Consider the following 23,108-nt stretch of genomic DNA (forward strand, 5'->3'; position numbering starts at 1 on the left):
TAAGTGGAGGCACACAACATGGGAAACGTAGAAGAAAACTTTGATCTTGTAATTATTGGTGCAGGTCCCGGTGGTTACACAGGGGCCATCCGTGCAGCTCAATTAGGACTTAAAACAGCTGTTATCGAAAAAGACGCTACTTATGGTGGAACTTGTTTGAACGTCGGCTGTATTCCGTCAAAGGCCCTCTTACAGAGTTCAGAGTTCTATCACGAAGCTCAACACGATTTTTCTAATCACGGGATTGTCATTGATTCGGTGAAACTTGATTTAGCTAAAATGATGGCGCGTAAAAACAAAATCGTTGGCGACCTGACGAATGGTATCGAATTTTTGTTCAAAAAGAATAAGATCACAGGCATCAAAGGTACCGGTAAGATTTTAAACGCTAACACTATCGAAGTAACCGATAAAGATGGTGGTAAAAAACAAATTCAAACTAAAAACATTATGATCGCAACAGGCTCTGTTCCTGTAGAGTTACCATTCCTGAAATTCGACGAAAAAACGATCTTGTCTTCTACTGGCGCTTTAGCTTTGGATTATATTCCCAAAGAAATGCTTGTGATTGGTGGCGGTGTAATTGGATTAGAAATGGGCTCTGTATGGGCTCGCTTAGGTTCAAAAGTTACTGTTATCGAATACTCAGAACAGGTTTGCAGCATGATGGATCAAGATTGCATCACGGTGTTAACTCGTTCACTTAAGAAATTAGGTGTTAACTTTATTACCTCTGCAAAAGTGACAGCATCTCGTTCGATTGGTGGACGTGTAGAACTGGATTACGAATCACTAAAGGATAATAGCAAAAGCTCAATTCAAGGCGATGTGGTTCTGGTCTCTACTGGACGCAAACCTTTCACAGATGGGTTAGGTCTTGAAAGTGTTCAGGTTGAAAAAGACGAACGTGGTCGTGTGAAAATCGATAAGAACTACAGAACAGCAACACCGAATATCTACGCTGTAGGCGACGTTACATTCGGTCCTATGTTAGCTCACAAAGCAGAAGAAGAAGGTGTAGCTGTAGCCGAAATTATCGCGACTGGACACGGCCACGTGAACTACAATACAGTTCCTTCAGTTATTTACACTCATCCCGAAGTGGCCTCTGTGGGTATGACAGAAGCAGATGCAAAAAAGGCTGGTATTGAAGTGAATGTGGGTAAATTCCCATTCGCAGCTAACGGACGTGCAAAAGCTCGTGGTGCTACTGACGGATTCGTTAAAATCGTAGCTGATAAGCGCACAGACCGCATTATCGGTGGACATATCGTAGGGGCAGGAGCTTCAGAACTACTTGGCGAAATCGTCGTAGCCATGGAGTTCGGTGGATCGAGTGAAGATCTTGCTCGCAGCTTCCATTCTCATCCAACGATGACGGAAGTGATTCGCGAAGCGGCTTTAGCCGTAGATAAACGCCAACGCCAAGGCTAATTAAACGGCCTGATATTTTAATCTGTCTAGGGTACCTGTGAAATTTTTACCTCAGGTACCCCTCTCAAACCCCTGTTTACACATTCAATTAGAGTATTTTTACGGCTCGTTGTACAACTGCTGCCATGAAAAGAAGATCATTTATTAAAATGGGTGCGAGCCTATGGGCGGTAGCTCCTTTAACAAGTCTTGGCTTTCCTTTACTTAACCCTTTAACTCTAAAAAAATCAGACTTTCAATCTGCAGATCCATTGCAGGTTTTAAGTGGTCTCAGCAGCTTTGATTTTTCAAGTCGCGATTTTAATGGCGATAATATTGATCGCCCACATGATATTCTGTGGAATATTGATGGTTATATTGCGAAAAAAGGCGGTCTTCCCGCCATATCGGCACACTATCGCAACATCGTTGTTGGCGGTGGGATGTCGGGTCTATTAAGCCAATACTTTTTAACAAAAGAACAAGAGTCCCTTCTACTTGAACAAGACAACGTTCTGGGCGGTAACTCTCGTGGTGAGGTTTACCAGAATAAAGCCTATTCTGTCGGAGCCGCCTATGTCGTAGTGCCAGACGAGGGCGATGACATCGAAACTTTCTTTAACGAAACAGGCCTCACTGAGCAATTCCGCCATGAAGAAGCTTCGGAAGTGGCCGTCTTCTTTAAAAATAAAGTTGTGAATGGCTTCTGGGATTCATCTACTGATCCTGCTGCCAAAGCACAATTTGAAAAGCTCAATGAAATCTTAACCGATATTCTAGAGAACAAATACCCTGATATTCCAGCGACAGAAGACTCACAGATGACTCGTGATGAGTTGAATGCTTTAGATAGTATCTCGTTTGAGCAGTGGTTAAATGAAAATCTAGGTCCCCAAGTTCATCCTCATATTAAAGAGTTCTTCCAACTGTATGCATGGTCGTCGTTCTCTGGCAGTATGGAAGAAATCTCAGCTGCGCAGTTCTTGAATTTCATCGCCAGTGAGTTAACAGGAATCTTGGCTCTACCAGGTGGAAATAGTAAAATCACATCGACGATTTACAGTAAATTACAAACTAATGCGAACTCACAAATTCAATCTGGCGCATTTGTAATGCGAGTGAAAGTTTTAGATAACGGCAAAGTTTCCGTGCTTTACGAAAATGCGGAAGGTCAATTGGTGCAAGTGACTTGTGATAAATGTATCCAAGCTTGTCCGAAATACGTATCCAAACGTGTGACAGAAGGACTCCCAGAAGATCAATTAAAAGCGATGTCTGATGTTACTCATCGTGGCTATATCGTGGCTAACATCTTATTGAACACGAAAATCTCGTCACCAGGTTACGATCTATTTAACTTAAAAGGCACTGTGCCTGAAGCGCCACGCCCACTTCAACCTTGGGATCGCACAGCGATTGATATGATCTTTGCTGACTGGGCTGCCCATGATGAAGGTGATTCGTCGATTTTGACGATCTATCGCCCGCTTCCATTCGATGGAGCTCGCCAGTTCTTATTTAATCCAGTAGCGCACGATAAACATCGCAAGCAAGTTTTAGATGATGTGGCTCACTTGTTACCAAGTCTTGGTTTGAACAATAGCAATGTTGCGGGCATCCGCTTAACTCGCTGGGGACACTCGGTTCCTCTGTCGCAGAAGTCGTGGATCGCACGTGGTTTACCAGAAAGAATCAGTCAACCTGTTGACGATAAAATCTATTTCGTCAATCAGGACAACTGGGCAAACCCTGCATTTGAAACATGTTTTGCTGAAGCTAAAACATGGACTGATGCAATTTTAAATTCTCAGTCCTAATTAATTACAACCAACAGCTTTTGACTTCACGCGAGTTAGCCACTTCACGGGCTAACTCGTATCCTGCGTCTAGATGACGGAAGACTCCCATTGCCGGATCCGTGGTTAATACACGTTTCAAACGAGCTGCGGCGGCGTCAGTTCCATCAGCCACAATCACTTGTCCTGAGTGCTGAGAATATCCCATCCCGACGCCTCCGCCATGATGTAAGGAAACCCAAGTAGATCCCGAGGCCACTAACGCCATCGCGCTGAGCATCGGCCAGTCACTGACCGCATCAGATCCATCTTTCATCGCTTCGGTTTCACGATTAGGACTCGCAACAGAACCACAGTCTAAGTGATCACGACCAATAACGATTGGAGCTTTCACTTTCCCCTCTTTCACTAATTGATTTAGTAACAAGCCCGCTTTTTCACGCTCACCGTATTCTAACCAACAAATACGCGCTGGAAGCCCTTGGAACTGAATACGCTCGGCAGCCATATTCATCCAGCGAATTAAATCTTTTTTGTGTGGGAATAATTCTTTGATCGCCTCATCCGTGACTTTGATATCATTCGGATCACCAGAAAGCGCTACCCAGCGGAATGGCCCACTGCCTTTACAAAAAAGTGGGCGAATGTATGCCGGAACAAATCCCGGATAATCAAAAGCATTTTTCACGCCGTAATCAAACGCACGAGCACGCAAATTGTTTCCATAATCAAACGTGATGGCCCCTTTAGCTTTCATCGCCAACATACCTTCAACGTGTTTTGCCATGGCTTTATAAGCTGCATCCAGATATGCTTTTTGATCGCGCGCTCTAAACTCTGCCGCCGTTTCTACTGTATAACCTTCTGGAATGTAGCCTACTAATGGATCATGGGCTGAAGTCTGATCTGTTAAAATGTCCGGAGTAAATCCTTTAGCAATCAATTCATGAATCACCGTGGCCATGTTACCTAGTAAGGCCACTGATTTCGCCTCTTTATTGTCCGCATACTGTCTAACTTTAGCAATGGCTTCATCAATGCTCGTTACCGACTCATCGACATATTTTGTTTTTAAACGCTTTTCAATACTGGCAGGATCAACTTCTACCGCTAAAACTGTGGCTCCAGCAAAGACTCCCGCCAGGGGCTGAGCTCCACCCATTCCGCCCAAACCAGCAGTTAAGATGATTTTTCCTTCTAAGCTACCGCCGAAGTGCTGGCGTCCGATTTCAGCAAACGTTTCGTAAGTTCCTTGAATGATCCCCTGTGTTCCAATGTAAATCCATGAGCCCGCAGTCATCTGACCATACATCATAAGACCTTTTTGATCGAGTTCGTGAAAGTGTTCCCACGTCGCCCACTTAGGAACAAGATTCGAGTTGGCTAGCAAAACACGTGGAGCATCAGCATGGGTTTTTAAAACGCCGATAGGTTTTCCTGATTGCACCAAAAGAGTTTCATCATTTTCTAATTGTTTTAATGACTCTAAAATCTTGTCATAACATTCCCAGTTACGAGCTGCTTTTCCAATGCCACCATACACAACTAATTGATCTGGGTTTTCAGCAACAGCCGGATCAAGGTTATTCTGAATCATACGATAGGCCGCCTCTTGCAACCAGCCTTTGCAATTAAGCTGTGTGCCTGTAGGAGCTTTAATCACGCGTTTCTGTGATGTAGATGCTGATGGCGATGATGGCTGAGACATAGAACCTCTCTTTTTAAAAAATGAGCATTTTTTGTAACCCAAAAACCATAGCAAGAAGAGGCGTTTAAGGCTAGAATTAACCTATGACAAATACCCCAATAAAACGACTCTGTGTATTTTGCGGTTCAGCAAATGGCAATTCTCCCCGATATCTTCAACAAGCCCAATCTGTGGGACGCTTGATTGCTGAACATGGTGTCGGCCTTGTCTATGGCGGCGCTACAGTGGGTGTTATGGGTGAAATTGCCAATGCTGTCCTTGAAAAAAACCAAGAGGTCATTGGTATTATTCCCAATTGCCTACTTGAAAAAGAAAGAGCCCATTACAAAGTCAGCAAGCTTCACATCGTGGAAACTATGCATGATCGTAAACGCATGATGTATGATTTATCTGATGCTTTTTTAGTTCTACCGGGTGGAATGGGTACTCTGGACGAGATGTTCGAAATCCTCACATGGTCACAGCTTAAGTTACACTCGAAACCAATTTATCTTTTAAATGAGTTTGGATTCTACGATCATTTGCTTCAGTATCTTGAGCATTCTCATAATGAGGGATTTATCCGTGCTGAACACAAAGGCCTCTTGCGCGTTTTAAATACGCAAGAGGATGTTAGAAAAATTCTGGGATAATTTTTAGAATTCTAAAGGTCCTACCGCTTTTTCTACTGCTAATAATAGAGTGCGGTTCTGAATCAATTGACGAATTTTTTCGACGTCTTTTGCAAAAATACGATCTTCTTTGGCAAATGGAACTTCTTTACGAACACTTTCATAGGCCGCAAAAACTCCTGCAGTCGGCTTTAAAGGAGCTAACATATCTAAAGCCTGTGTCGCGGATAGAAACTCCATCGCCACAACATTCTGTGCATTTTTAACAATTTGTGAAAATTTACGTGAAGCAATTGTTCCCATTGAAACGTGATCTTCTTTTTCTGCCGATGTCGGCATAGAGTCCACGCTGGCAGGGTGAGCTAATACTTTATTTTCACTGACCAAGCTGGCACTCGCCACTTGCACAATCATGTGTCCTGAATTCAAGCCGCCATTCGGAGCTAAAAATGGAGGAAGCTCACTCATCTGAGTCGAAATAAATTTTGAAATACGCTCATGGGAAATACTAGCTAAGGACGATACCGCAATAGCCGCAAAATCAAGAGCATGGGCTACTGGCATTCCATGGAAATTACCACAGGATAAGATCTTTTTTGCTTCAGAAAAAACCAATGGATTATCTGTGCTCGAATTGGCCTCTGTTTCTAAAACTTTAATAGCATAAGATAATGCCATCTTGGTCGCGCCATGAACCGCAGGCATACAACGCAAAGAATAGGCATCTTGTACACGTGGATCATTCACCGCGTGGCTTTCTGAAATTTCGCTTTTAACATCCATCACTTTCATTAAATTGCGAGCTGTAGGAGCCTCTCCAGCATGGGGACGTGCTGCTGAAATCAATGGATCAAAGGGACCTCTTGAGCCGCGCAGTCCTTCGAGCGATGTAGCTCCGGCGATATCTGCCAACTTCACAAGGTCACGGGCTTCATACAATGCTAAAAGACCAACCGCTGTCATCACCTGACATCCATTGATCAAAGACAATCCCTCTTTAGCCTTTAACTCTAAAGGTTTAACACCTTTTAAACTCTCGCCCCAGACTTCTCCTTCGCCAATTAAAGCCAAAGCTAAATGAGACAATGGAGCTAAGTCACCACTAGCCCCCACACTGCCCTGTTGAGGAATAACAGGAATCACATCGTGATTTAAAAATTCTAAAATTTTTTCAATCACGTCGATGCGAACGCCGCTATGACCTCTAGCTAAGGTATTCGCGCGTAAGATCATCATCGCTTTCGATTGCAATTTTGTGAATGGCTCGCCGATCCCCATAGAGTGAGACCGGATTAAATTACGCTGTAATTGCTCAATTTCAGAATCAGAAATGCGAACAGAAGAAAAGGCACCAAAACCAGTGTTCACACCATACATCACATCGCCATTTTGAATGCGGCCTTCGATGTAATCACGGGAAGCCTTGATGCGAGTTTTCGCATCGCTGGCTAGTTCGAATTTTCCTTCTTCGTAAGTCATTTCATATAAAGAATCGATGGTGATCGAATGTCCGTCTAAGATAAATTTTTTCATATAATGATCACTCCTATTTCAACGCTTGAATATTTTGACGATAGTTTTCGACTGTCTTTTCGCCTTTAAAAACAGCGCTACCCGCAACCAGCACATCGGCTCCAGCAGCAATACATGTTTGCGCTGTTCCTGCAGCTATACCGCCATCGACTTCAATGAGGTAATTTGCCGAATTTTCTTCGCGCCAGTTTTTAAGGTCTTTAATTTTTTGCACTTGCTCTGACATAAAGCTCTGCCCGCCAAAACCCGGCTCGACTGTCATCACTAAGACAAGATCCACTAAGTGCAAGTAAGGCTTAATACTTTCTAAAGAGGTTTTAGGTCTTAATGTAATTCCGGCCTTGGCTCCAAGACTTTTGATTTTTTTCAAAGACTCTTCCAAAACATCCGTAGATTCTACATGTAAAGTCAGATAGTCACTACCAGCCGCAATAAATTGCTCGATGTAACGCTCTGGTTTTTCAATCATCAAATGAACATCCAATGGAATTTTCGCATGGGGCTTCATCGCTTTGACAATTGGCATTCCCAACGTCAAGTTAGGCACAAAGTTGCCGTCCATCACATCTACATGTAACCAATCAGCACCGGCGTGAGTGACCTTTTCAATTTCATTTTTTAAATCGGCAAAGTCAGAAGATAAAAGGCTCGGAGCTATTTTAACATTTGAGCGCACGCTTGTATCGTTAGACAAACATGTCCCCCTTTTTAAGAGTGTTCGCTTTTAAAAAATCCGAAACAGCCAAGCGTGATTTCGATTCCGGCTGTACTTCGAGCAGTGCTAAGACTCCCGAAGCGGTTTGTATATGGACTTCATGGTCTAATAAATTCACGATATGGCCTGCAACTCCTGTCGTATTCAAATCCACTACACGAGTGCGATGAATTTTCAGCCTTTTACCTTGAAACATGATATAAGTCCCCGGCCCCATAGTGAAGGCACGGACGCGGTCATGGATTGTCTTTGCCGCTAGATTCCAGCTTAATAAACTTTCTTCTTTTTCAATTTTGGCAGCATAAGTCACTTTGGACTCATCTTGTTCCGTCAAGGCAATTTCCCCGCGCACATAGCGAATTAAGTCTTCAGCTAATAACTCGCACCCTAAAATGGCTAAGCGGTCATACAACTGTGTCGCGGTGATGGCGTCATCTAGATCGACTTTGCGTTCACCAATGACAGCTCCCGCATCTAACTTCTTCACCATTTTCTGCAAGCAGACACCTGTTTCTGTATCTCCGGCCTCGATAGATCTTTGAATGGGAGCCGCCCCACGCCATAACGGCAATAAGCTTCCATGAACATTCACGGCGCCATGGGGGAAACTATCTAAAAACTCCTGTGATAAAATCTGTCCAAAAGCCACAACGACGGCAACATCAGCCTTCCATGCTTTGATCTGCTCGAAAACCTCAGGCTCTTTACGTAAATTTTCTGGAGTTAATACAGGCAATTGATGCTCTGTCGCCAGCACTTTCACCGCAGATGGTGTGAGTTGCATTTTTCGTCCAGCAGGACGATCCGGTTGAGTCACCACACCAACAACGTGATAATTTTTATCAGCTAGCAACGCTTTTAAATGTGTCGCCGCAAAGTCAGGTGTCCCTAAAAAACAGACGCGAACGGGGCTCATGCCTTAACAGGATCTTTCTTTCGCTCAGATCTTTTAGCCGCTAGCTCTTCACGTGTTGGATAGCCGCTCTTTTTGATTTGATTTTTAATACGATTACTTTTTGTAAAGCTGATGTGATCAATAAAAAGCGTTCCCGCTAAATGATCCATTTCGTGTTGAATACAAATGGCCAATAGACCATCGGTCACCAAGTGAAACTCTTTGCCATCAACATCGTAAGCTTTCACTTCGATTTTTTCGTAGCGTTCTACTGTTTCATAAAAACTGGGGACAGAAAGACAGCCTTCATCAAAAGTAGTCTTACCTTCACCTTTGATGATCTCTGGATTAATCAGAATCAAGGGCTGTTTGATTTTCTTTTCTAGTTCTGTTTGATCGTCATTTTCATAACGTGAACTTTCGGGATCACGCGGACGTGTATCGATGACCAATACCTGAAGTAATTCCCCCACTTGAGGTGCAGCTAAACCAATACCGCTAGCGTCGTACATTGTTTCCAACATATCTTCCACTAACTTTTTAAGTTTAGGGCCAAATTCAGTAACAGGCTGAGAAACCTCGCGCAGTATGGGATTGGGGTAGGTCAAAATCTCTAATTTCATAGCTTATTTTTAGACGATTAACGATTTGAGCGCAACAACAAGAATATCCCTAAAGCCATCATAGCCACATTGGGCATCCATGCAGCAAGCACAGGAGCTAATTGCCCATGTTGTCCCATCGTCTGCGATGTACTGTAGGTAATCCAATACACCACCACAAGGCCAATACTGATACCGACATTCTTCACCATGCCGCCACCACCGCGCGCCTGCCCTACACAGAATGGAAGTGCTAGAAGACTCATCACCAGACCCGCAAGGGCAAAACTGAACTTGGTATGGAAGTCCACCTCATAACGAATGGTGTCCAAACCCGCTTCCTTATTTTTTGCAATAAAACGTGACAGTTCTGCTTGCGTGAGTAGATCTGAAGTCTGTCCTGTGCTTCGCAAATCCTGAGCATCTTCCGTCATCACAATCGTTTTTTCGACAAAGCGATCATTTAAAGGGAAGCTCGAAGACTGATCAAAAACGGTCACTGTTCCATGCTTTAAAATCCATTGGCGTCCATTCATTAAAACCGAATCTGCCGTGAGCATTTGCACTAAATCCCACTTGTCATTGAAGAAATAAAGCGTCAGACCTTGCGCTTTATTTCCATCTGTATTGAGTGTTTTAATGTTGAAAATAGAGTTCTTTGATCGATACCAAATTTTATTCGTCTTAATCGTTTGGAAGCGGCCCGGAGTTCGCTCCATGTCATTGTAATAAATGAAATTTTTCTGACGACTGAACGCCGGCATCAGTTGATCACTTAAATAATATGAAAAGATGCTCAATACAAAAATTGAAAGAAAGATCACGCGCGAGATACGGAACAAACTCATCCCCGACGCGAATAAGGCCACCAACTCACTGCCCTTGTTCAGCGATGAAATCGTCATAACCGTGCCTACCACACAGGCAATAGGAAGCATCCTGTAAATGATCTCGGGAGCATAAACAGCGTAGTATTGCAGAATAACTGCCGTGTTGATCTCTTTGTACTTCACCAGCGTCGTCATCGCATCGGTCGCTAAGAATAAGGTTAAAAAGATCAAAAGGGCCGCCATAAAGGCTGACCAAAAGATTCCTAGAAGATAACGATCAATTCGAGCAAACATCGATTTATCATGCCTTGATCTTGACTCATTTGCTATTGTGATATGTACTTAAGTATGGCTTTGCGTGTCTTACTGGCAGATGAAAGCTCGACCATTAAAAAGGCGATCCAAATGGTGTTGTCTGACTATGGCGTCGAGGTGAAATCGGTTCCTACTGGAATCGATGTGTTGTCTGTCACCCAGACCTTTCAACCGGACATTATCTTAGCCGACATCCTTTTAAACAAAAAGAATGGTTACGAAGTCTGCGCCGAAATCAAAAAGCACAATGAGACTAAAGATATCCCTGTGATTTTGATGTGGAGCAGTTTCATGCAACTGGATCCCAATCAATATGCGAAGTCCGAAGCTGATGGCTCTATCGAAAAGCCATTCGAAGCCGAAACAATCCGTAACTTGGTTGAGCGATTAGTTCCTAAGCTTCAAACTTTCCCTTTAAAGGGTTTTTTAAATCACCCCAATCTTCCTGATTTTGAAGAGTCCGATACTTTTGTACGCCAAAGAACAAGTTTCGCAGAAAGTGCAGAGGTTAGTAAAACTCCCACTTATCAAATTGATGGTACCACTACAAATACTGATGTGGACGATGCCGATCAGTTTGCTAAAGTGAATCTAAATCCAGTGAAGCCAGTCCCTGAAACGGATGAGTGGAGTGCGGCTCCGACAAATCAATTCGTCATCGAGACTGAAAACTTCGGAGACTTTGAAGAAGTTAAAGTGATCAACTCAAAAGGTGATGACTCTACGGATTTACAGCAAAAGCTGAATGATCAGGTGCGCACTTATTTACAAGACTCCCCTGTTGCCAGTCATAAAGCCCAAAGTACATTACAGCAAAAAAACCACTCTAGTTTTGACGAACAATTAATGCGCGAAGAAATTCGCCATATCGCCGAAAGAATCTGCTGGCAGGTTATTCCTGAAATCACGGAAAAAATAGTCCGTGAAGAACTAGCCAAGCTTATGCAGGGAATTGAAAAGAACACATGACAACTTTAGATCTTATTAAAGCCGCGTTGAAAGAGGACATGCCCTCAGGTGATGTCACGACCGAATCTTTAGCAATGAAACCGAAGATGGGGGAAGCCCTTCTTAAAGCCAAGGAAGACCTAGTTCTTTCGGGAGCCAATGCTTTTGAAGAGACCATTCTATTTATGGAGCCCCAAGCCCGCGTTAAGTGGCAATTCAATGAGGGTGACCTTGTCTACAAAGGACAAAACATCTGCTCTATCGAAGGTGATCTTTTACAAGTGCTGAAAGCGGAACGTGTGGCTTTGAACTTCTTGGGCCGCCTATCTGGTATCGCCACTTTGACTCGAAAATTTGTAAAAGAAGTTGAAGGCACACAAACTAAAATTTTAGATACTCGCAAGACAACTCCGCTACTACGTGAACTAGAAAAACGTGCCGTTCAACATGGTGGTGGTTTAAATCATCGCTTTAATTTGTCCGATGCTATTCTAGTCAAAGACAACCACATCACCTTAATGGGCGGAATTTCAAAAGCTGTTGAGCGTATTCGTCAATACAGCAAGCTCCCTTTAGAGGTAGAAGCGTCTAACCTTGAACAGGTACGTGAATGTGTTTCATTAAATGTCGAGCGTATTTTATTAGACAATATGGACAATGCCACTTTAACTATGGCCTTAGAACTTATTCCTAAAACAATTCGCACAGAGGCCAGTGGCAATATGTCCTTAACTCGAGTCAAATCTGTGGCGCAATTAGGTGTGGATTTTATCTCGGTTGGCGCATTGACTCACTCGGCTCCAACTGCGGATGTCAGCCTGCTCTTTGACTGGGGAACATAATGCAAGACTCACCTTTAAGTGATATCCGTATCGGTCAAGTTACCGCTCAATGGGCTAAAGCTCAAAAAATTTCGTCACAGTACTTTCCTAAAATTGACAGTACGAATTTAAAAGCTAAAACAGAAGCTTTCTCGGAAGAAGCTTTTAATGAACATTTAATTCTGTATGTAACTGATCACCAAACCGCAGGACGCGGGCGTGGACAGAATACATGGAGTGATGCCGGAAGCGGATCACAACTTCTTTCCACATGGTCGTTTATGTTAGAGCAAGCTCTACATCCGACAGCGGCTCCAATGATGGGACTGGCTCTGTATCGCGCGGCTGTGGCGACATGGCCCTTCTTAGAATGGAATTTAAAAGCTCCGAATGATTTATATATCGGCAACAAAAAAGTAGCTGGCTTGCTTTTAGAAAGCCTTTCTCAAGGGTCAGACCACCGATTACTTGTGGGACTTGGGCTTAATGTGATTTCTTCACCTGAGAATGTCTCTACTGCAACTTCATTAGTTCACGAGCTGCCAGAATCGGTACCTTTACTCGCTGAAGACTGGATTGCATTCTTAGAAAGACTTGTTTTCGAGATGTCATTTTCTTTACAGCTGGCACATGAAGCGATGAATAGTACTAGCACGCAAGCGCTGCTACACGCCCTCAATAAACACCCTCTTTTAAAAGAACAGTACACAGCCTTAGATCAGAATGGAAACTTAAGTACCCCATCAAAACAGATCTCTTGGATGGAGTTATAATAAGGAGCTTTCATGCCTATCTACACACCGGAAGTAAATGAGTTTGGCCAAGATATTCCTAACTTCTCTTTACCAGCAACGGATGGAAAGACTTATTCGCAATCTCAGTTTATAAATGGAAAACCATTGGTGGTGATGTTTATCTGTAACCACTGCCCCTACGTACAAGCTATTGAAGATCGCCTGATTACTTTAGGACATGATCTGAAAAAATTAGATATCCATGTTGTCGCGATTTGTGCAAACGATGCGATTAGCTATCCAGATGATAGTTTTGAAAATCTAAAAAAACGCGCTGAAGAAAAAGCCTATCCTTTTGTTTATCTACACGATGAAACTCAAGAAGTAGCTAAGACATTTGGAGCGGTTTGCACTCCGGACTACTTTGTTTATGATAACAATGCAAAGCTCGCTTATCGCGGACGCCTAGATGACTCATGGAAAGATGCATCGCAAGTTAAAACCCGCGAGCTTTACGAAGCGGTTTTAGAGCTGGCTCAAGAAAAACCAATCTCTCGCCCACAGACTCCATCTATGGGCTGTTCTATCAAGTGGGTTAAATAGTCTATGTTAAAACATATCTTCTATGCTGTCGGATTAGGGGTCGCATTATTTTTACTTTATCTGATGCAATACACAGGTGCTTTTAAGTCAGTCACCATTCAACAAGATGAACGCGGTCCCTACACCATTATTTATAAATCCCATGTAGGTCCCTATCATAAAATTGTCGCGAACATTCAAGAAGTTGAAAAATGGGCGCAAGAAAATGGTCTTAAATGTCGCCTGAGCTTTGGGGAATATTTTGATGATCCCTCTATCGTAGAGGAAGGTCGCTTGAACTCTCGTGGTGGTTGCTTGATTGATCCATTAGTCGAAGAAGAAAACGTAACCTTTGAAAAATTAAAAACGAATTTACCAGAAGGCTTTCAAGCCGATGAGATCCCACAGACAAAAGCCGTTGTGGCTATTTTTTCTGGTGCGGCAGGTATCGGTCCACTAAAAGTTTATCCAAAAGCTGAAGACTATATAAAAGAACATCGCTTGCAGAAGAAATCTTCGGTGATTGAGATCTACGAAATCTTTGATAAGAAATCGATGCAGACAACCTACATCTGGCCAGTGCATTAGAAATAAAAAGGCTAAATCCACCAGAATAGATTCAGCCTTAGAATGAACATGATCTAATTATTTAACAACTTTGATATCAGCCGGAGACGTCAAGCTCATTTGTGGGCGGCTTGGCTTACTTGCATCTTTACTTTTGTACTCAGTCACAGTTCCCGTTAAGTGAACTTTTTTACCTTTGTAAGCTTTATCTAAATCTGCTTGCTGAGCTGTTGCTTCAGCCGCTTTAGAGAACTTAGCAATATCAGCCGTTTCAATAATAGCCGATACAGCTTTACGGAAGTCCTCATGAAAATTGATGTAACAACGTTTACCATCGCAAGACGTCGCCACAACAGTTCCTTCGATTGTTACTTTTTGACCGTAGTGTTTTGCCGCATCTGTATGAGGCACAACCGCTGCGTGAGCAACAACTGCATTCAAAGTGATAGCGGTGATTAATGTTAGTGTTTTTGTAATAACTGATTTAGTCAGTGACATGTTTTTTCCTTTGTTATGGGCGAAATGCCCGCTAAAAAACATGCCACTACGTTAGAAAACTGTCTAGAGGAACTCTGGTTAAGATTCGGTTAAGCCTTAGTTATGTTAAATGACACAACCTCGACTCAACCTGAAAACTAGATTTCGAACTCCATTTGAACATCGACTCTTACTTTAATTTGACCTGACGACAATTCAGTTGAAACCGCTGAATCTGATGCTGCACGCATCATCATGGCCTTTTCAAACATAGGCTGAGGTGTCGGCGGTGCGTAAGACGTATGCTGGATTTTATGCACTGCTTTTATTTTGACTCCGGCTGCCTTTGCTAGCTCTTCCGCTTTTGAACGCGCATTTTTTACCGCATCCCCTAACGCTGAACTTTCAACTTCTGCCTTCTTATCGTAATCCCAAGCCACGCTTTGAATTCCAATACCGCTGCTTTCATTTTTACTCACAACCACTGCATCAAGGAACTGACCCACATCATCTGTTTTACGATAGATCACAGAGACATTATGGCTAACACGATATCCTGTAATGCGGTTGGTTTGTGTTTTTTGATCGTAAGTGTACTCAGGATTTACAGAGTAACCTTCAGTTTTCACATCTTCTTTTTTGATCTTATAACGATCTAAAGAGTTCTTAAACTGAGTGTACTGAGTTGCCTGCTGATCTTGTGCTTTCTTCGCTGTACTCGCTTTAGCCCAAGACTCAATACGAACAATCACCATGTTGGGCTCTACAGTTTTTTCTGCAGAACCATTCACCATGATAAGATGACGATCGCTATCAGCAAACGTCACCAAACTTGAAAACAAAACCATAAGAGCGATAAAAGATTTCATATCTTTCCTTTTGCTTATGCCCCGCGGATCAAATTCAGAGCTGATCCGGCCTTGAACCATTTGATCTGCTCAGCATTGTAAGTGTGTTTAACCGGAATCTGGTCAACTGTACCATCCGCGTGTTTTGCCTCCAAGACCAGATTTTTACCTGGTGCAAGGTCGTTTAATCCACGAATTGTTAAAAGATCTTGTTCTTGGATTTTATCGTAGTCTTTAACGTCTACGAAAGTCAGAGCCAATACGCCTTGTTTTTTCAAATTCGTTTCATGGATACGCGCAAATGATTTTGTAATCACCGCAGTACAACCTAAGAATCTTGGCGACATAGCAGCATGCTCACGTGAAGAACCTTCACCATAGTTTTCATCACCGATGATCATCCAAGGTTTACCCGCTTTTTGATATTCACGAGCAACTTGTGCGAATTCTTTTTTCTCGCCAGTTAATTGATTTACACCTTTACCGATTTCACCTGCGATAAAGGCATTGTCTGCACCCAATAGCATGTTGTTCGAGATATTGTCTAAGTGACCACGGTAGTTTAACCATTTACCACCTGGGCTGATATGATCTGTTGTACATTTACCTTTAGCTTTCGCTAAAACTAAATGATCTACAAAGTCACCGCCATCCCATTTAGAAAACGGAGACAACAACTGCAAGCGGTCTGATGTTGGATTTACATCCACAACAGCAGAAGCCCCTTCAGGTTTTTGATAACCTTCTGTATCAGGCACGAAACCTTTTTCAGGAAGCTCTGGAGCTTGAGGTGCTTTCAATTTGATTTTGCCTTTTGGACCTTCTAACTCGTCAGTGATCGGGTTGAAGTCTAAGCGACCGGCTAAGCCCAATGCCATCACCATTTCAGGTGAACCAATGAAAGCCAGTGTTTCCATATTTGCATCATTACGACCACGGAAGTTACGATTGAATGACGTCACAATCGTGTTCTTTTCACCATGTTTCACGTCATCACGTTTCCATTGTCCAATGCAAGGTCCACAGGCATTCGCTAAAACGGTAGCTCCTACAGCTTCGAATGTTTTCATCTGGCCATCACGAGTGATCGTGTTTTGGATTTGAGTCGATCCTGGGGAAACTAGGAATGGTTGATTCATTTTCACACCGATTTCCATCGCTTGCTCTGCAATCATCGCTGAACGACCAATGTCTTCGTATGATGAATTCGTACATGAACCGATCAAGGCACTTGAAAGATTCAATGTCCAACCATTAGCTTTTGCCTCTTCTGCAATTTTCGAAATTGGGCGAGCTAAATCCGGAGTATGAGGACCAACTAAGTGTGGTTCTAAAGCTGATAAATCGATTTCGTAAACTTCGTCGAAGTATTTTGCTGGATTCGCTACAACATCTGCATCCGCAGTTAAGATATCTGTATTTTGATCTGCGATAGCTGCTAACTCTTTACGTCCTGTAGACGCCAAGTACGCTGCCATCTTCGCATCATATGGGAATACCGAACACGTCGCACCTAATTCAGCGCCCATATTAGTGATGGTCGCTTTACCAGTACATGACAATGAGTTTGCCCCTTCACCGAAGTACTCTACGATTTTATCTGTTCCACCTTTAACCGTTAACATTCCGCAAAGTTTCAAAATCACATCTTTTGCGGCCGTCCAGCCATTTAATTTACCTTTTAAGTGAACACCGATCAGTTTCGGATTTTTAACTTCCCAAGGTAATCCCACCATAACGTCGCTGGCATCAGAACCACCAACACCCACAGCGCACATACCCAAACCACCGGCATTCGGTGTATGAGAATCTGTACCAATCATCAAACCACCTGGGAAAGCGTAGTTTTCTAAGATAACTTGGTGAATGATCCCTGCGCCTGGTTTCCAGAAGCCGATATTGTACTTAGATGAAGCTGTCGCTAAGAAGTTAAATACTTCTTTGTTCGACATATTCGAGGCCGCCATATCTTTTTCTTTACCTTGATAAGCTTGAATCAAGTGATCACAGTGAACAGTTGAAGGAACAGCCGCTTCAGATTTTCCAGCTAACATGAACTGCAAAATCGCCATTTGAGCTGTCGCATCCTGCATCGCCACGCGATCTGGTCTTAACAACAAGAAACTTTTTCCACGCTCTAAATCTTGGTTTTGCGGGTCATCTAAGTGACCATAAATGATTTTTTCCGCTAAAGTTAATGAGCGGCCTAAACGCTTGCGGATCACCTCTGTTTTCGCGCGAGTTGTTTCGTAGACTTTTTTAACCATTTCTGGACTAGTTTCGATTTTTGCCATGTGCCTGCTTTCTTATTTAGTTTTCAATTACGCAGGTAGAATCGGCTATATTTATTCCAGAAAAAATTGAATAATAGGAATATAATGTAGTATTATAAGGAATATATTAAAGGACCTTTGTCGTGTTAGATGGAATAGAAGCCCTATTAGCCTTAGAAAGAACGGGAACAATCAGCGAAGCTGCAGCCCAACTGCGCTTGACCCAATCTGCTGTCAGTAAGCGCATCCAATCCTTAGAAAATGAGCTGAAGTTTAAACTGATTGAACCCCATGGTCGCCGTGTGAAGCTGACCTCCAAAGGACTTTCCTTTTTGAATAAAGCCCGTTGGTTGATGTCAGAACTCAAAAACCTGAAACAGCTCGAAACAGATAACGAAAGCCGCAAGTTCTCGATTGGGGTTTCGGACTCAGTAGCGGCTTCTTGGGGGCCAAAGCTCATTCGCCTAGCTGCGCGAAAACTCAAAAATGCCGAATTTGAAATTCACGTTCACCGCAGCACGCTGGTTGAAGAAAACGTCAAGCTTGGAAAATATCATCTGGGTCTTTGTATCACCACCTCTCACGATCCTCAGATGGTCTCGACCACTATCCTAGAAGAGCCGCTAGTGCTTCTAACTAGTCCACACGACACAGAATTGGAAAAGCCAAAGCTTATTACTATTGAAAAAAACTCAGGCTCTTGGCGTGACCTCGAAGAGAAAATCCTAAAGCATCCCAAATTAAAAAACTATGAATTGCTGCATGTAGAATCGTTCGCGGCTATCGTGCAAATGGTTAGGGAAGGATTCGGTCATGGACTGGTTCCCTTGGGTATTGCCCAAACAATGCAAATGCCGAAAAAGAATATCTTAATTCTAAGTCCCAATATTCGTCGTCATATCAAACTGATTTCTAGAAAGAATATTTCTCAGCTACCTGTGATTGAAGAGTTCCAGAAGCAAATGCAGGCACTCGCTTCCGAATTGTAGCTAGAGTACATAAAAAATGGGGCTTTTGCAGCCCCAGATCTTTTAGACGTAATCGCCTTTTCTGATTTTCTCTAAGATGATCTTTTCTGTTTTGATCGGATCTTTTGGGTCAACCGAGAAGTAACTTTGTTGCTCGCAACGGACTTTCTCTTTGATTAACCATTTTAAAATATCCGCCAATTCTCTATTCTTTTTGTCACGGAAGAACGGATCGTTTTCTAAAGCATCTTTCGCTTTTTTCAAAGCTCGCGCTTCTGCTGGATCAGATTCTTTCACTTTGTAGTGAGGTAAATCGTATTTCTTCACATCCCCAGGCAATACACCCAAGAAACGTACATTCGGCGCACTGAAATCACTATTACGAATCAATGAAGCGGCAGAGCCGGCTTTTAATGTACGGAAGATATTTTGCAATGTGTACGCATCCAGATCGCCGAAAAAGTACATCGGTACATCTAATTGATTTTCAATCAACTTACACCAGCCACGCACACCATTAGATGGAACCCCTTGAGCACCCATCAAGATACAATTATTACGTTTTGTGAACCCCATCGCTTGCAAAGTACCCGCCGTACCTTCTGATTCAACCACAAGGCAAAAATCAATTTTCTTTTTCGCCTTAAGCTTTAAAGACTGAGGTTTATTTTTCGGCTGGAACGGTGACGTTCCCAATGTCGATAGATCCACAACAGCTTTATCTCCGTCTGGCAGAGCTTCTGTTACTATAAGTTGTTGCGAGTATGTTTGACCACCACGATCATTGGCGAAACAGTTTAGTTCTTCACGATAAACTTCTAACATATCACCGATAAAGTCGATGATGCTGTCTGATTCACCTTGGTCATCAAAGTCCAAAGGCTTGTAACGAGAGTCGCCTTTGATGAGACCTTTACAGATATAGTACAATTCACGCTTCGTATTGACTGCGCCAATATCTAAATTGCGCAACAAAATCTCGAGCATGAAAACCACACGGGCTAATTTTTGTACTGAAGATACATTCAACTCGGTTCGAACAACTTTCTCACCCGGAGTTAAGAACCCCACTTTAGCGTTGTAGTTAGAATTATCTAGCGATGTTTTTACAGCTTCTAGGTAAGGACGTTTTGAGCTTTCCAAGTCCTTCAACATTTTTTCAGCTAGGTTCTTCGCTTCTTTTGGAATATTTAAATTTAAATCACGTACTTTTAGTAAAGCCATTGCTACCTACTTTTTATTCTTCTTAGTGGATTTTTTCGGTTGAACATCTTCTAAAGCTTCCAAATCTTCTTCTGTTCCCAACTTTTTAGCTTCTTTACGTTTTTGCTCTTCCAGCTTGCTCTGCGCTTGTTCTAAATCACTCATCGCCGCATCTGAATCACGGCCTAAGATTTTCTTCAAGCCCTCTTCCGCACGTTTACGACGAGATTCATTAGCTCCCGCAATCGCCACTAACTTTTCAACTAAGATCGGACCAAATTGCTCGATATGAGCTAATTTTCTTTCCAGATCCGCTTCTTTCATTTCGTGTTTGATGTGACGGGAAAGTTTTTGTCCCGCTTGCATCAACGCACGACGAATTTCTTCTACCAACTCATCCGAAGCATCAATCGTCTCTTTAGACGCATTCTTAAACTTAATAAACGGAGACACCACCGACACCGCAAATACATACGGACCCAATGGCAATGACTCTTTTGGTTGTGCTAAGCCGTAAGATTTCCAGTTTACGCTTTCAATAGCCCATGTGATCGCACAGCCAGATTTATCAAACTGTAAGGGAACACGGTTCGCGAAACGCAATAATTGAACCGGTTGGTCATCAGAACCACGATTAATAAAGCGAGCTAATGAAACTTCAACAACCACTGGCTTAAAGTCACAGATCGTTGGCTTACGAGTCACCACCGAGAAAAAGTCCACTTGTCCTAAGCGATTGATAGACTTTGATAGCGCCTCTTCACCCACAGTCAAAACAGATTTAGTTGAAGGAGCCATCAAATTGGTTGCCTGAACCGCTTGGAAAACCTTCTTAAAGTCTTCTTCACTTAAAGATGTCAGCGGTTTTTCTAATAGAGACTTCGGCATACCCGCTTTGACAAAATCAGTTAACGCTTGGTCCGAAATACGAGAAAACCCCGTGCGTAAGAACTTCGATAATGTGATTTTTCCATACAGATGAGAGTGAGTGATAAACTCACCTAGTTTAAACGTATGAGGATGTGGCAAGGTGGCCTGTGGAATATCTGGAGTCTGTGTGCTGACTCGCTCTGTCTTAATCCAATCACCATCCCCAAGTTTATATTCTACAGAAACGTGAGGATTCAATAGGACAGTTCCTTCGATATAAGTCAAAAGACCGCCATCACCATTTAGCTGGATACGTCCATCCATTAAAAACTCAACGCGAGTTCCGTTGTTTTTCTTCCAGTCTAAAGTTTCTTTATTACGCATGATGCCTGTATTTGTTTTAATATCGACATCGATCTGAGCCGAAATGGCTTTGCGCATATTTTTAGTTTTAGAAATAACTTGAACACCTTTAGCATTCGTCATCTGCGCCCATGTTGTTGCTGCAGAAATACCAATACCTTGTTGTCCACGGGAACACTGTCCACGACCAAATTTAGAAGAAGCTAAGTATTCACCGAATACTTTTGTTAAATCGTCCGCTTCGATACCCGGACCATTATCTTCAACAACGATTCTAATAAGATCTGTATTCTTAGTGGAACCCGTTCCCACTTTAGTCACTTCAATTTGTAACTCAGGTAAAATTGCATGTTGTTCACAGGCATCTAAAGAGTTATCTACCGCTTCCTTTAAAGTCGTGAGTACCGCCTTCAACGGCGAAGAAAATCCTACTTGTTGCAGGTTTTTTGCAAAATACTCAGCTGTACTACTTTTGGTGATTTTGCTCACTTGAACCCCTTTTTAGGTCAAAAAGAGCCTCAAAAAACGCTGTTTTTCCCCTGTTTTACAACAAAAGAGCATGGATGTTTTGAGGTCTAATTCAGTTAATTACATTTCATTCAAGGGGCAACATCCCCTTAAAATCAAGCCCTCAGGGTATTTGCGCCGCGTTAACCACCTGAAATGCACAGATTTTAAGAAATATTAAACCAAAGAGTTTTATTTCTAGCCAAAAATATTCGCTTTTTAAAAACTCCACCTTGCAATACAAAACCCCACCAGTACAGTGACAGGCCACTAACGGAGTTCAGTGCCATGGGTTTTATCTTTATTATTTTGGGAACATTAATGTGGTCCTTCGACACACTGATTCGCTATCCCCTGCTGGCCTCATTACGACCAGACACCATGGTGTTTCTAGAACATGCGCTACTGACCATTATTTTTGTACCTCTGCTTTTTAAAACAAAGTCATTCTTCCGTCAGATGAATGTACGCCACTTGACCTCGTTCCTTGTTATCGGTGTCATGGGTTCTGCCGTCAGCACACTGGCTTTTACTCAGGCCTTTGCTCTTATCAACCCTTCGCTCGTTATCCTTTTACAAAAACTGCAACCTATCGTCGTTATTTTATTGTCGGTGTTTATTTTAAAGGAAAAGTTCAGTCGACGTTTTTTTGCTCTGAGCGCACTGGCCCTTATAGGCGTATTCCTTATTTCTTATCCTGATATATCACCGCTGTGGATGACGACAAACTCCCCCATCTTTCAAACGGGCTCGCACGCTCTGCTGGGATACGGCTTAACTTTGCTGGCTGTTATTGGCTGGGGAGCCTCGACTGTGTTCGGGAAAAAACTTTCAACAGAGGGCTTTAACGAAAATGAAATCATGGCTGGCCGTTTCAGCTTAGGGTTTCTATTTTTACTAGTGTTCTGCCTCAGCCAATCTAGTCTTCCGACAACAGAGATTTCTTATGATGTTTATCTTAAGGTTGCGGCAATGGTTTTACTTTCAGGGCTTTTGGGAATGTCGCTTTACTATCGTGGATTAAGCCGTTTACCAGCTCATATCAGTGCGATTGCGGAAATGTTCTTTCCTTTAAGTGCTGTGATGATTAACTGGATTTTCTTAGGCAAAGCCCTTTTGCCGATTCAAATTGCTGGAGCCATTGTTTTAACTGCGTCCTCTATTGGGATTCAGCTTTCACGCCGTCATACAAATTAATTAGGATTCAAAATCGTCGTCCGTATTTTGCTGAGAAGCCAACTCTTCCATGGCCATTTCAGCGCGGGTTTTATAGCCCTTTTTCGTGTTGCAGTCTTTGCAACTAGGAACACAATTTTTTTTATCTGACTTTCCACCACGAGCAATCGGAATCAGGTGATCCATGGTTAGCTCATCAGGCTTAAACTTTTGTTCGCAGTGATAGCAGATACCTTTTCCTAAAACCTGCTTCCACCAGCTTCCTTGGCGCAACTCACGCGCCTTGGCCTTTTCTTTCTTTTTATGTGCTTCACTGGCTGGAGCAAAATAGATATCCGACATAGATGCTATGT

22 protein-coding genes are annotated in these 23,108 nt (G+C 42.7%); 10 read left to right on the forward strand and 12 right to left on the reverse strand.

The features are described from left to right. Nucleotides 1–18 precede the first annotated feature (18 nt). Both lpdA and A11Q_RS09145 read left to right on the forward strand, forming a co-directional pair. Complete coding sequence (lpdA, locus tag A11Q_RS09140) at nt 19–1,434, forward strand: dihydrolipoyl dehydrogenase (RefSeq protein WP_015470523.1); 1,416 nt, start codon at nt 19–21, stop codon at nt 1,432–1,434. Between the two features lie 125 nt (nt 1,435–1,559). Beyond that, nucleotides 1,560–3,230, forward strand: coding sequence for an NAD(P)-binding protein (locus A11Q_RS09145; RefSeq protein WP_083860509.1), 1,671 nt, complete (start codon nt 1,560–1,562; stop codon nt 3,228–3,230). Between the two features lie 4 nt (nt 3,231–3,234). Here the strand turns inward: A11Q_RS09145 and hutU are convergent, their stop codons facing one another. Further along, on the reverse strand, nt 3,235–4,917 hold the full coding sequence (hutU, locus tag A11Q_RS09150; protein ID WP_015470525.1) for a urocanate hydratase: 1,683 nt from the start codon (nt 4,915–4,917) through the stop codon (nt 3,235–3,237). 83 nt (nt 4,918–5,000) lie between these two features. Here hutU and A11Q_RS09155 point away from each other — a divergent pair, with 83 nt between their 5' ends. Continuing rightward, nucleotides 5,001–5,549, forward strand: a complete 549-nt coding sequence (locus A11Q_RS09155; protein ID WP_015470526.1) for an LOG family protein — start codon at nt 5,001–5,003, stop codon at nt 5,547–5,549. A 3-nt stretch (nt 5,550–5,552) separates the two neighbouring features. Here A11Q_RS09155 and hutH read toward each other — a convergent pair whose 3' ends face one another. From hutH to lptG, 5 genes are read right to left on the reverse strand one after another with little or no spacing between them, the layout of a single operon-like run. Then, complete coding sequence (gene hutH, locus A11Q_RS09160; protein ID WP_015470527.1) at nt 5,553–7,061, reverse strand: histidine ammonia-lyase; 1,509 nt, start codon at nt 7,059–7,061, stop codon at nt 5,553–5,555. Between the two features lie 13 nt (nt 7,062–7,074). Continuing rightward, a complete protein-coding gene (gene rpe, locus A11Q_RS09165; protein WP_015470528.1) occupies nt 7,075–7,755 on the reverse strand; it encodes a ribulose-phosphate 3-epimerase in 681 nt (226 codons plus the stop codon). After that, a complete protein-coding gene (gene fmt, locus A11Q_RS09170) occupies nt 7,748–8,692 on the reverse strand; it encodes a methionyl-tRNA formyltransferase (RefSeq protein WP_015470529.1) in 945 nt (314 codons plus the stop codon). Before fmt ends, rpe begins: the two co-directional genes overlap by 8 nt. Continuing rightward, entirely contained in the window at nt 8,689–9,294 is a 606-nt protein-coding gene (gene def / locus A11Q_RS09175) for a peptide deformylase (RefSeq protein WP_015470530.1), read from the reverse strand. Before def ends, fmt begins: the two co-directional genes overlap by 4 nt. Nucleotides 9,295–9,311: 17 nt before the next feature. Then, nucleotides 9,312–10,397, reverse strand: a complete 1,086-nt coding sequence (gene lptG, locus A11Q_RS09180; RefSeq protein ID WP_015470531.1) for an LPS export ABC transporter permease LptG — start codon at nt 10,395–10,397, stop codon at nt 9,312–9,314. A 42-nt stretch (nt 10,398–10,439) separates the two neighbouring features. Here lptG and A11Q_RS09185 point away from each other — a divergent pair, with 42 nt between their 5' ends. Genes A11Q_RS09185 through A11Q_RS09205 form a run of 5 tightly spaced genes read left to right on the forward strand, consistent with a single transcriptional unit; the run spans nt 10,440 to nt 14,091 of the window. After that, complete coding sequence (locus A11Q_RS09185) at nt 10,440–11,387, forward strand: response regulator (RefSeq protein ID WP_015470532.1); 948 nt, start codon at nt 10,440–10,442, stop codon at nt 11,385–11,387. Next, nucleotides 11,384–12,208, forward strand: a complete 825-nt coding sequence (gene nadC / locus A11Q_RS09190; protein WP_015470533.1) for a carboxylating nicotinate-nucleotide diphosphorylase — start codon at nt 11,384–11,386, stop codon at nt 12,206–12,208. Before A11Q_RS09185 ends, nadC begins: the two co-directional genes overlap by 4 nt. Beyond that, the gene (locus A11Q_RS09195) at nt 12,208–12,960 is read left to right on the forward strand and encodes a biotin--[acetyl-CoA-carboxylase] ligase (protein WP_015470534.1); all 753 of its coding nucleotides are present in this window, start codon (nt 12,208–12,210) and stop codon (nt 12,958–12,960) included. The genes nadC and A11Q_RS09195 overlap by 1 nt, the downstream gene beginning before the upstream one ends. Nucleotides 12,961–12,972: 12 nt before the next feature. After that, nucleotides 12,973–13,524, forward strand: a complete 552-nt coding sequence (locus tag A11Q_RS09200; RefSeq protein WP_015470535.1) for a thioredoxin family protein — start codon at nt 12,973–12,975, stop codon at nt 13,522–13,524. Between the two features lie 3 nt (nt 13,525–13,527). Further along, nucleotides 13,528–14,091, forward strand: a complete 564-nt coding sequence (locus tag A11Q_RS09205) for a GyrI-like domain-containing protein (RefSeq protein ID WP_015470536.1) — start codon at nt 13,528–13,530, stop codon at nt 14,089–14,091. Nucleotides 14,092–14,148: 57 nt separating this feature from the next. On the opposite strand, the gene A11Q_RS09210 is transcribed toward A11Q_RS09205, so the two are convergent. The 3 genes from A11Q_RS09210 to A11Q_RS09220 form a co-directional block, all read right to left on the reverse strand. Then, on the reverse strand, nt 14,149–14,568 hold the full coding sequence (locus tag A11Q_RS09210; protein WP_015470537.1) for a hypothetical protein: 420 nt from the start codon (nt 14,566–14,568) through the stop codon (nt 14,149–14,151). 137 nt (nt 14,569–14,705) lie between these two features. Further along, nucleotides 14,706–15,416, reverse strand: coding sequence for an SIMPL domain-containing protein (locus tag A11Q_RS09215; RefSeq protein WP_015470538.1), 711 nt, complete (start codon nt 15,414–15,416; stop codon nt 14,706–14,708). 14 nt (nt 15,417–15,430) lie between these two features. Further along, a complete protein-coding gene (locus A11Q_RS09220; RefSeq protein ID WP_015470539.1) occupies nt 15,431–17,689 on the reverse strand; it encodes an aconitate hydratase in 2,259 nt (752 codons plus the stop codon). Between the two features lie 122 nt (nt 17,690–17,811). Here A11Q_RS09220 and A11Q_RS09225 point away from each other — a divergent pair, with 122 nt between their 5' ends. Further along, the gene (locus A11Q_RS09225) at nt 17,812–18,657 is read left to right on the forward strand and encodes a LysR family transcriptional regulator (RefSeq protein ID WP_015470540.1); all 846 of its coding nucleotides are present in this window, start codon (nt 17,812–17,814) and stop codon (nt 18,655–18,657) included. Nucleotides 18,658–18,699: 42 nt separating this feature from the next. On the opposite strand, the gene A11Q_RS09230 is transcribed toward A11Q_RS09225, so the two are convergent. Next, the gene (locus A11Q_RS09230; RefSeq protein ID WP_015470541.1) at nt 18,700–19,860 is read right to left on the reverse strand and encodes a DNA topoisomerase VI subunit A; all 1,161 of its coding nucleotides are present in this window, start codon (nt 19,858–19,860) and stop codon (nt 18,700–18,702) included. 6 nt (nt 19,861–19,866) lie between these two features. After that, complete coding sequence (locus A11Q_RS09235) at nt 19,867–21,561, reverse strand: DNA topoisomerase VI subunit B (protein WP_015470542.1); 1,695 nt, start codon at nt 21,559–21,561, stop codon at nt 19,867–19,869. 306 nt (nt 21,562–21,867) lie between these two features. On the opposite strand from A11Q_RS09235, the gene A11Q_RS09240 reads away from it, so the two are divergent. Continuing rightward, a complete protein-coding gene (locus A11Q_RS09240) occupies nt 21,868–22,776 on the forward strand; it encodes a DMT family transporter (RefSeq protein ID WP_015470543.1) in 909 nt (302 codons plus the stop codon). On the opposite strand, the gene A11Q_RS09245 is transcribed toward A11Q_RS09240, so the two are convergent. Then, on the reverse strand, nt 22,777–23,097 hold the full coding sequence (locus A11Q_RS09245; RefSeq protein WP_015470544.1) for an HNH endonuclease: 321 nt from the start codon (nt 23,095–23,097) through the stop codon (nt 22,777–22,779). Nucleotides 23,098–23,108 lie beyond the last annotated feature (11 nt).

The organism is Pseudobdellovibrio exovorus JSS, from assembly GCF_000348725.1.
Classification (GTDB): Bacteria; Bdellovibrionota; Bdellovibrionia; order Bdellovibrionales; family Bdellovibrionaceae; genus Pseudobdellovibrio; species Pseudobdellovibrio exovorus.

Excerpts from the sequence above, each read along its gene's own strand:
- hutH (WP_015470527.1), bottom strand. The coding sequence starts at position 7,061 with ATGAAAAAATTTATCTTAGACGGACATTCGATCACCATCGATTCTTTA.
- A11Q_RS09215 (WP_015470538.1), bottom strand. The coding sequence starts at position 15,416 with ATGAAATCTTTTATCGCTCTTATGGTTTTGTTTTCAAGTTTGGTGACG.
- A11Q_RS09195 (WP_015470534.1), top strand. The coding sequence starts at position 12,208 with ATGCAAGACTCACCTTTAAGTGATATCCGTATCGGTCAAGTTACCGCT.
- A11Q_RS09230 (WP_015470541.1), bottom strand. The coding sequence starts at position 19,860 with ATGGCTTTACTAAAAGTACGTGATTTAAATTTAAATATTCCAAAAGAA.
- lptG (WP_015470531.1), bottom strand. The coding sequence starts at position 10,397 with ATGTTTGCTCGAATTGATCGTTATCTTCTAGGAATCTTTTGGTCAGCC.
- A11Q_RS09155 (WP_015470526.1), top strand. The coding sequence starts at position 5,001 with ATGACAAATACCCCAATAAAACGACTCTGTGTATTTTGCGGTTCAGCA.
- def (WP_015470530.1), bottom strand. The coding sequence starts at position 9,294 with ATGAAATTAGAGATTTTGACCTACCCCAATCCCATACTGCGCGAGGTT.
- lpdA (WP_015470523.1), top strand. The coding sequence starts at position 19 with ATGGGAAACGTAGAAGAAAACTTTGATCTTGTAATTATTGGTGCAGGT.
- A11Q_RS09185 (WP_015470532.1), top strand. The coding sequence starts at position 10,440 with ATGTACTTAAGTATGGCTTTGCGTGTCTTACTGGCAGATGAAAGCTCG.
- A11Q_RS09205 (WP_015470536.1), top strand. The coding sequence starts at position 13,528 with ATGTTAAAACATATCTTCTATGCTGTCGGATTAGGGGTCGCATTATTT.
- A11Q_RS09200 (WP_015470535.1), top strand. The coding sequence starts at position 12,973 with ATGCCTATCTACACACCGGAAGTAAATGAGTTTGGCCAAGATATTCCT.
- A11Q_RS09240 (WP_015470543.1), top strand. The coding sequence starts at position 21,868 with ATGGGTTTTATCTTTATTATTTTGGGAACATTAATGTGGTCCTTCGAC.
- A11Q_RS09210 (WP_015470537.1), bottom strand. The coding sequence starts at position 14,568 with ATGTCACTGACTAAATCAGTTATTACAAAAACACTAACATTAATCACC.
- hutU (WP_015470525.1), bottom strand. The coding sequence starts at position 4,917 with ATGTCTCAGCCATCATCGCCATCAGCATCTACATCACAGAAACGCGTG.
- A11Q_RS09220 (WP_015470539.1), bottom strand. The coding sequence starts at position 17,689 with ATGGCAAAAATCGAAACTAGTCCAGAAATGGTTAAAAAAGTCTACGAA.
- nadC (WP_015470533.1), top strand. The coding sequence starts at position 11,384 with ATGACAACTTTAGATCTTATTAAAGCCGCGTTGAAAGAGGACATGCCC.
- A11Q_RS09245 (WP_015470544.1), bottom strand. The coding sequence starts at position 23,097 with ATGTCGGATATCTATTTTGCTCCAGCCAGTGAAGCACATAAAAAGAAA.
- fmt (WP_015470529.1), bottom strand. The coding sequence starts at position 8,692 with ATGAGCCCCGTTCGCGTCTGTTTTTTAGGGACACCTGACTTTGCGGCG.
- A11Q_RS09145 (WP_083860509.1), top strand. The coding sequence starts at position 1,560 with ATGAAAAGAAGATCATTTATTAAAATGGGTGCGAGCCTATGGGCGGTA.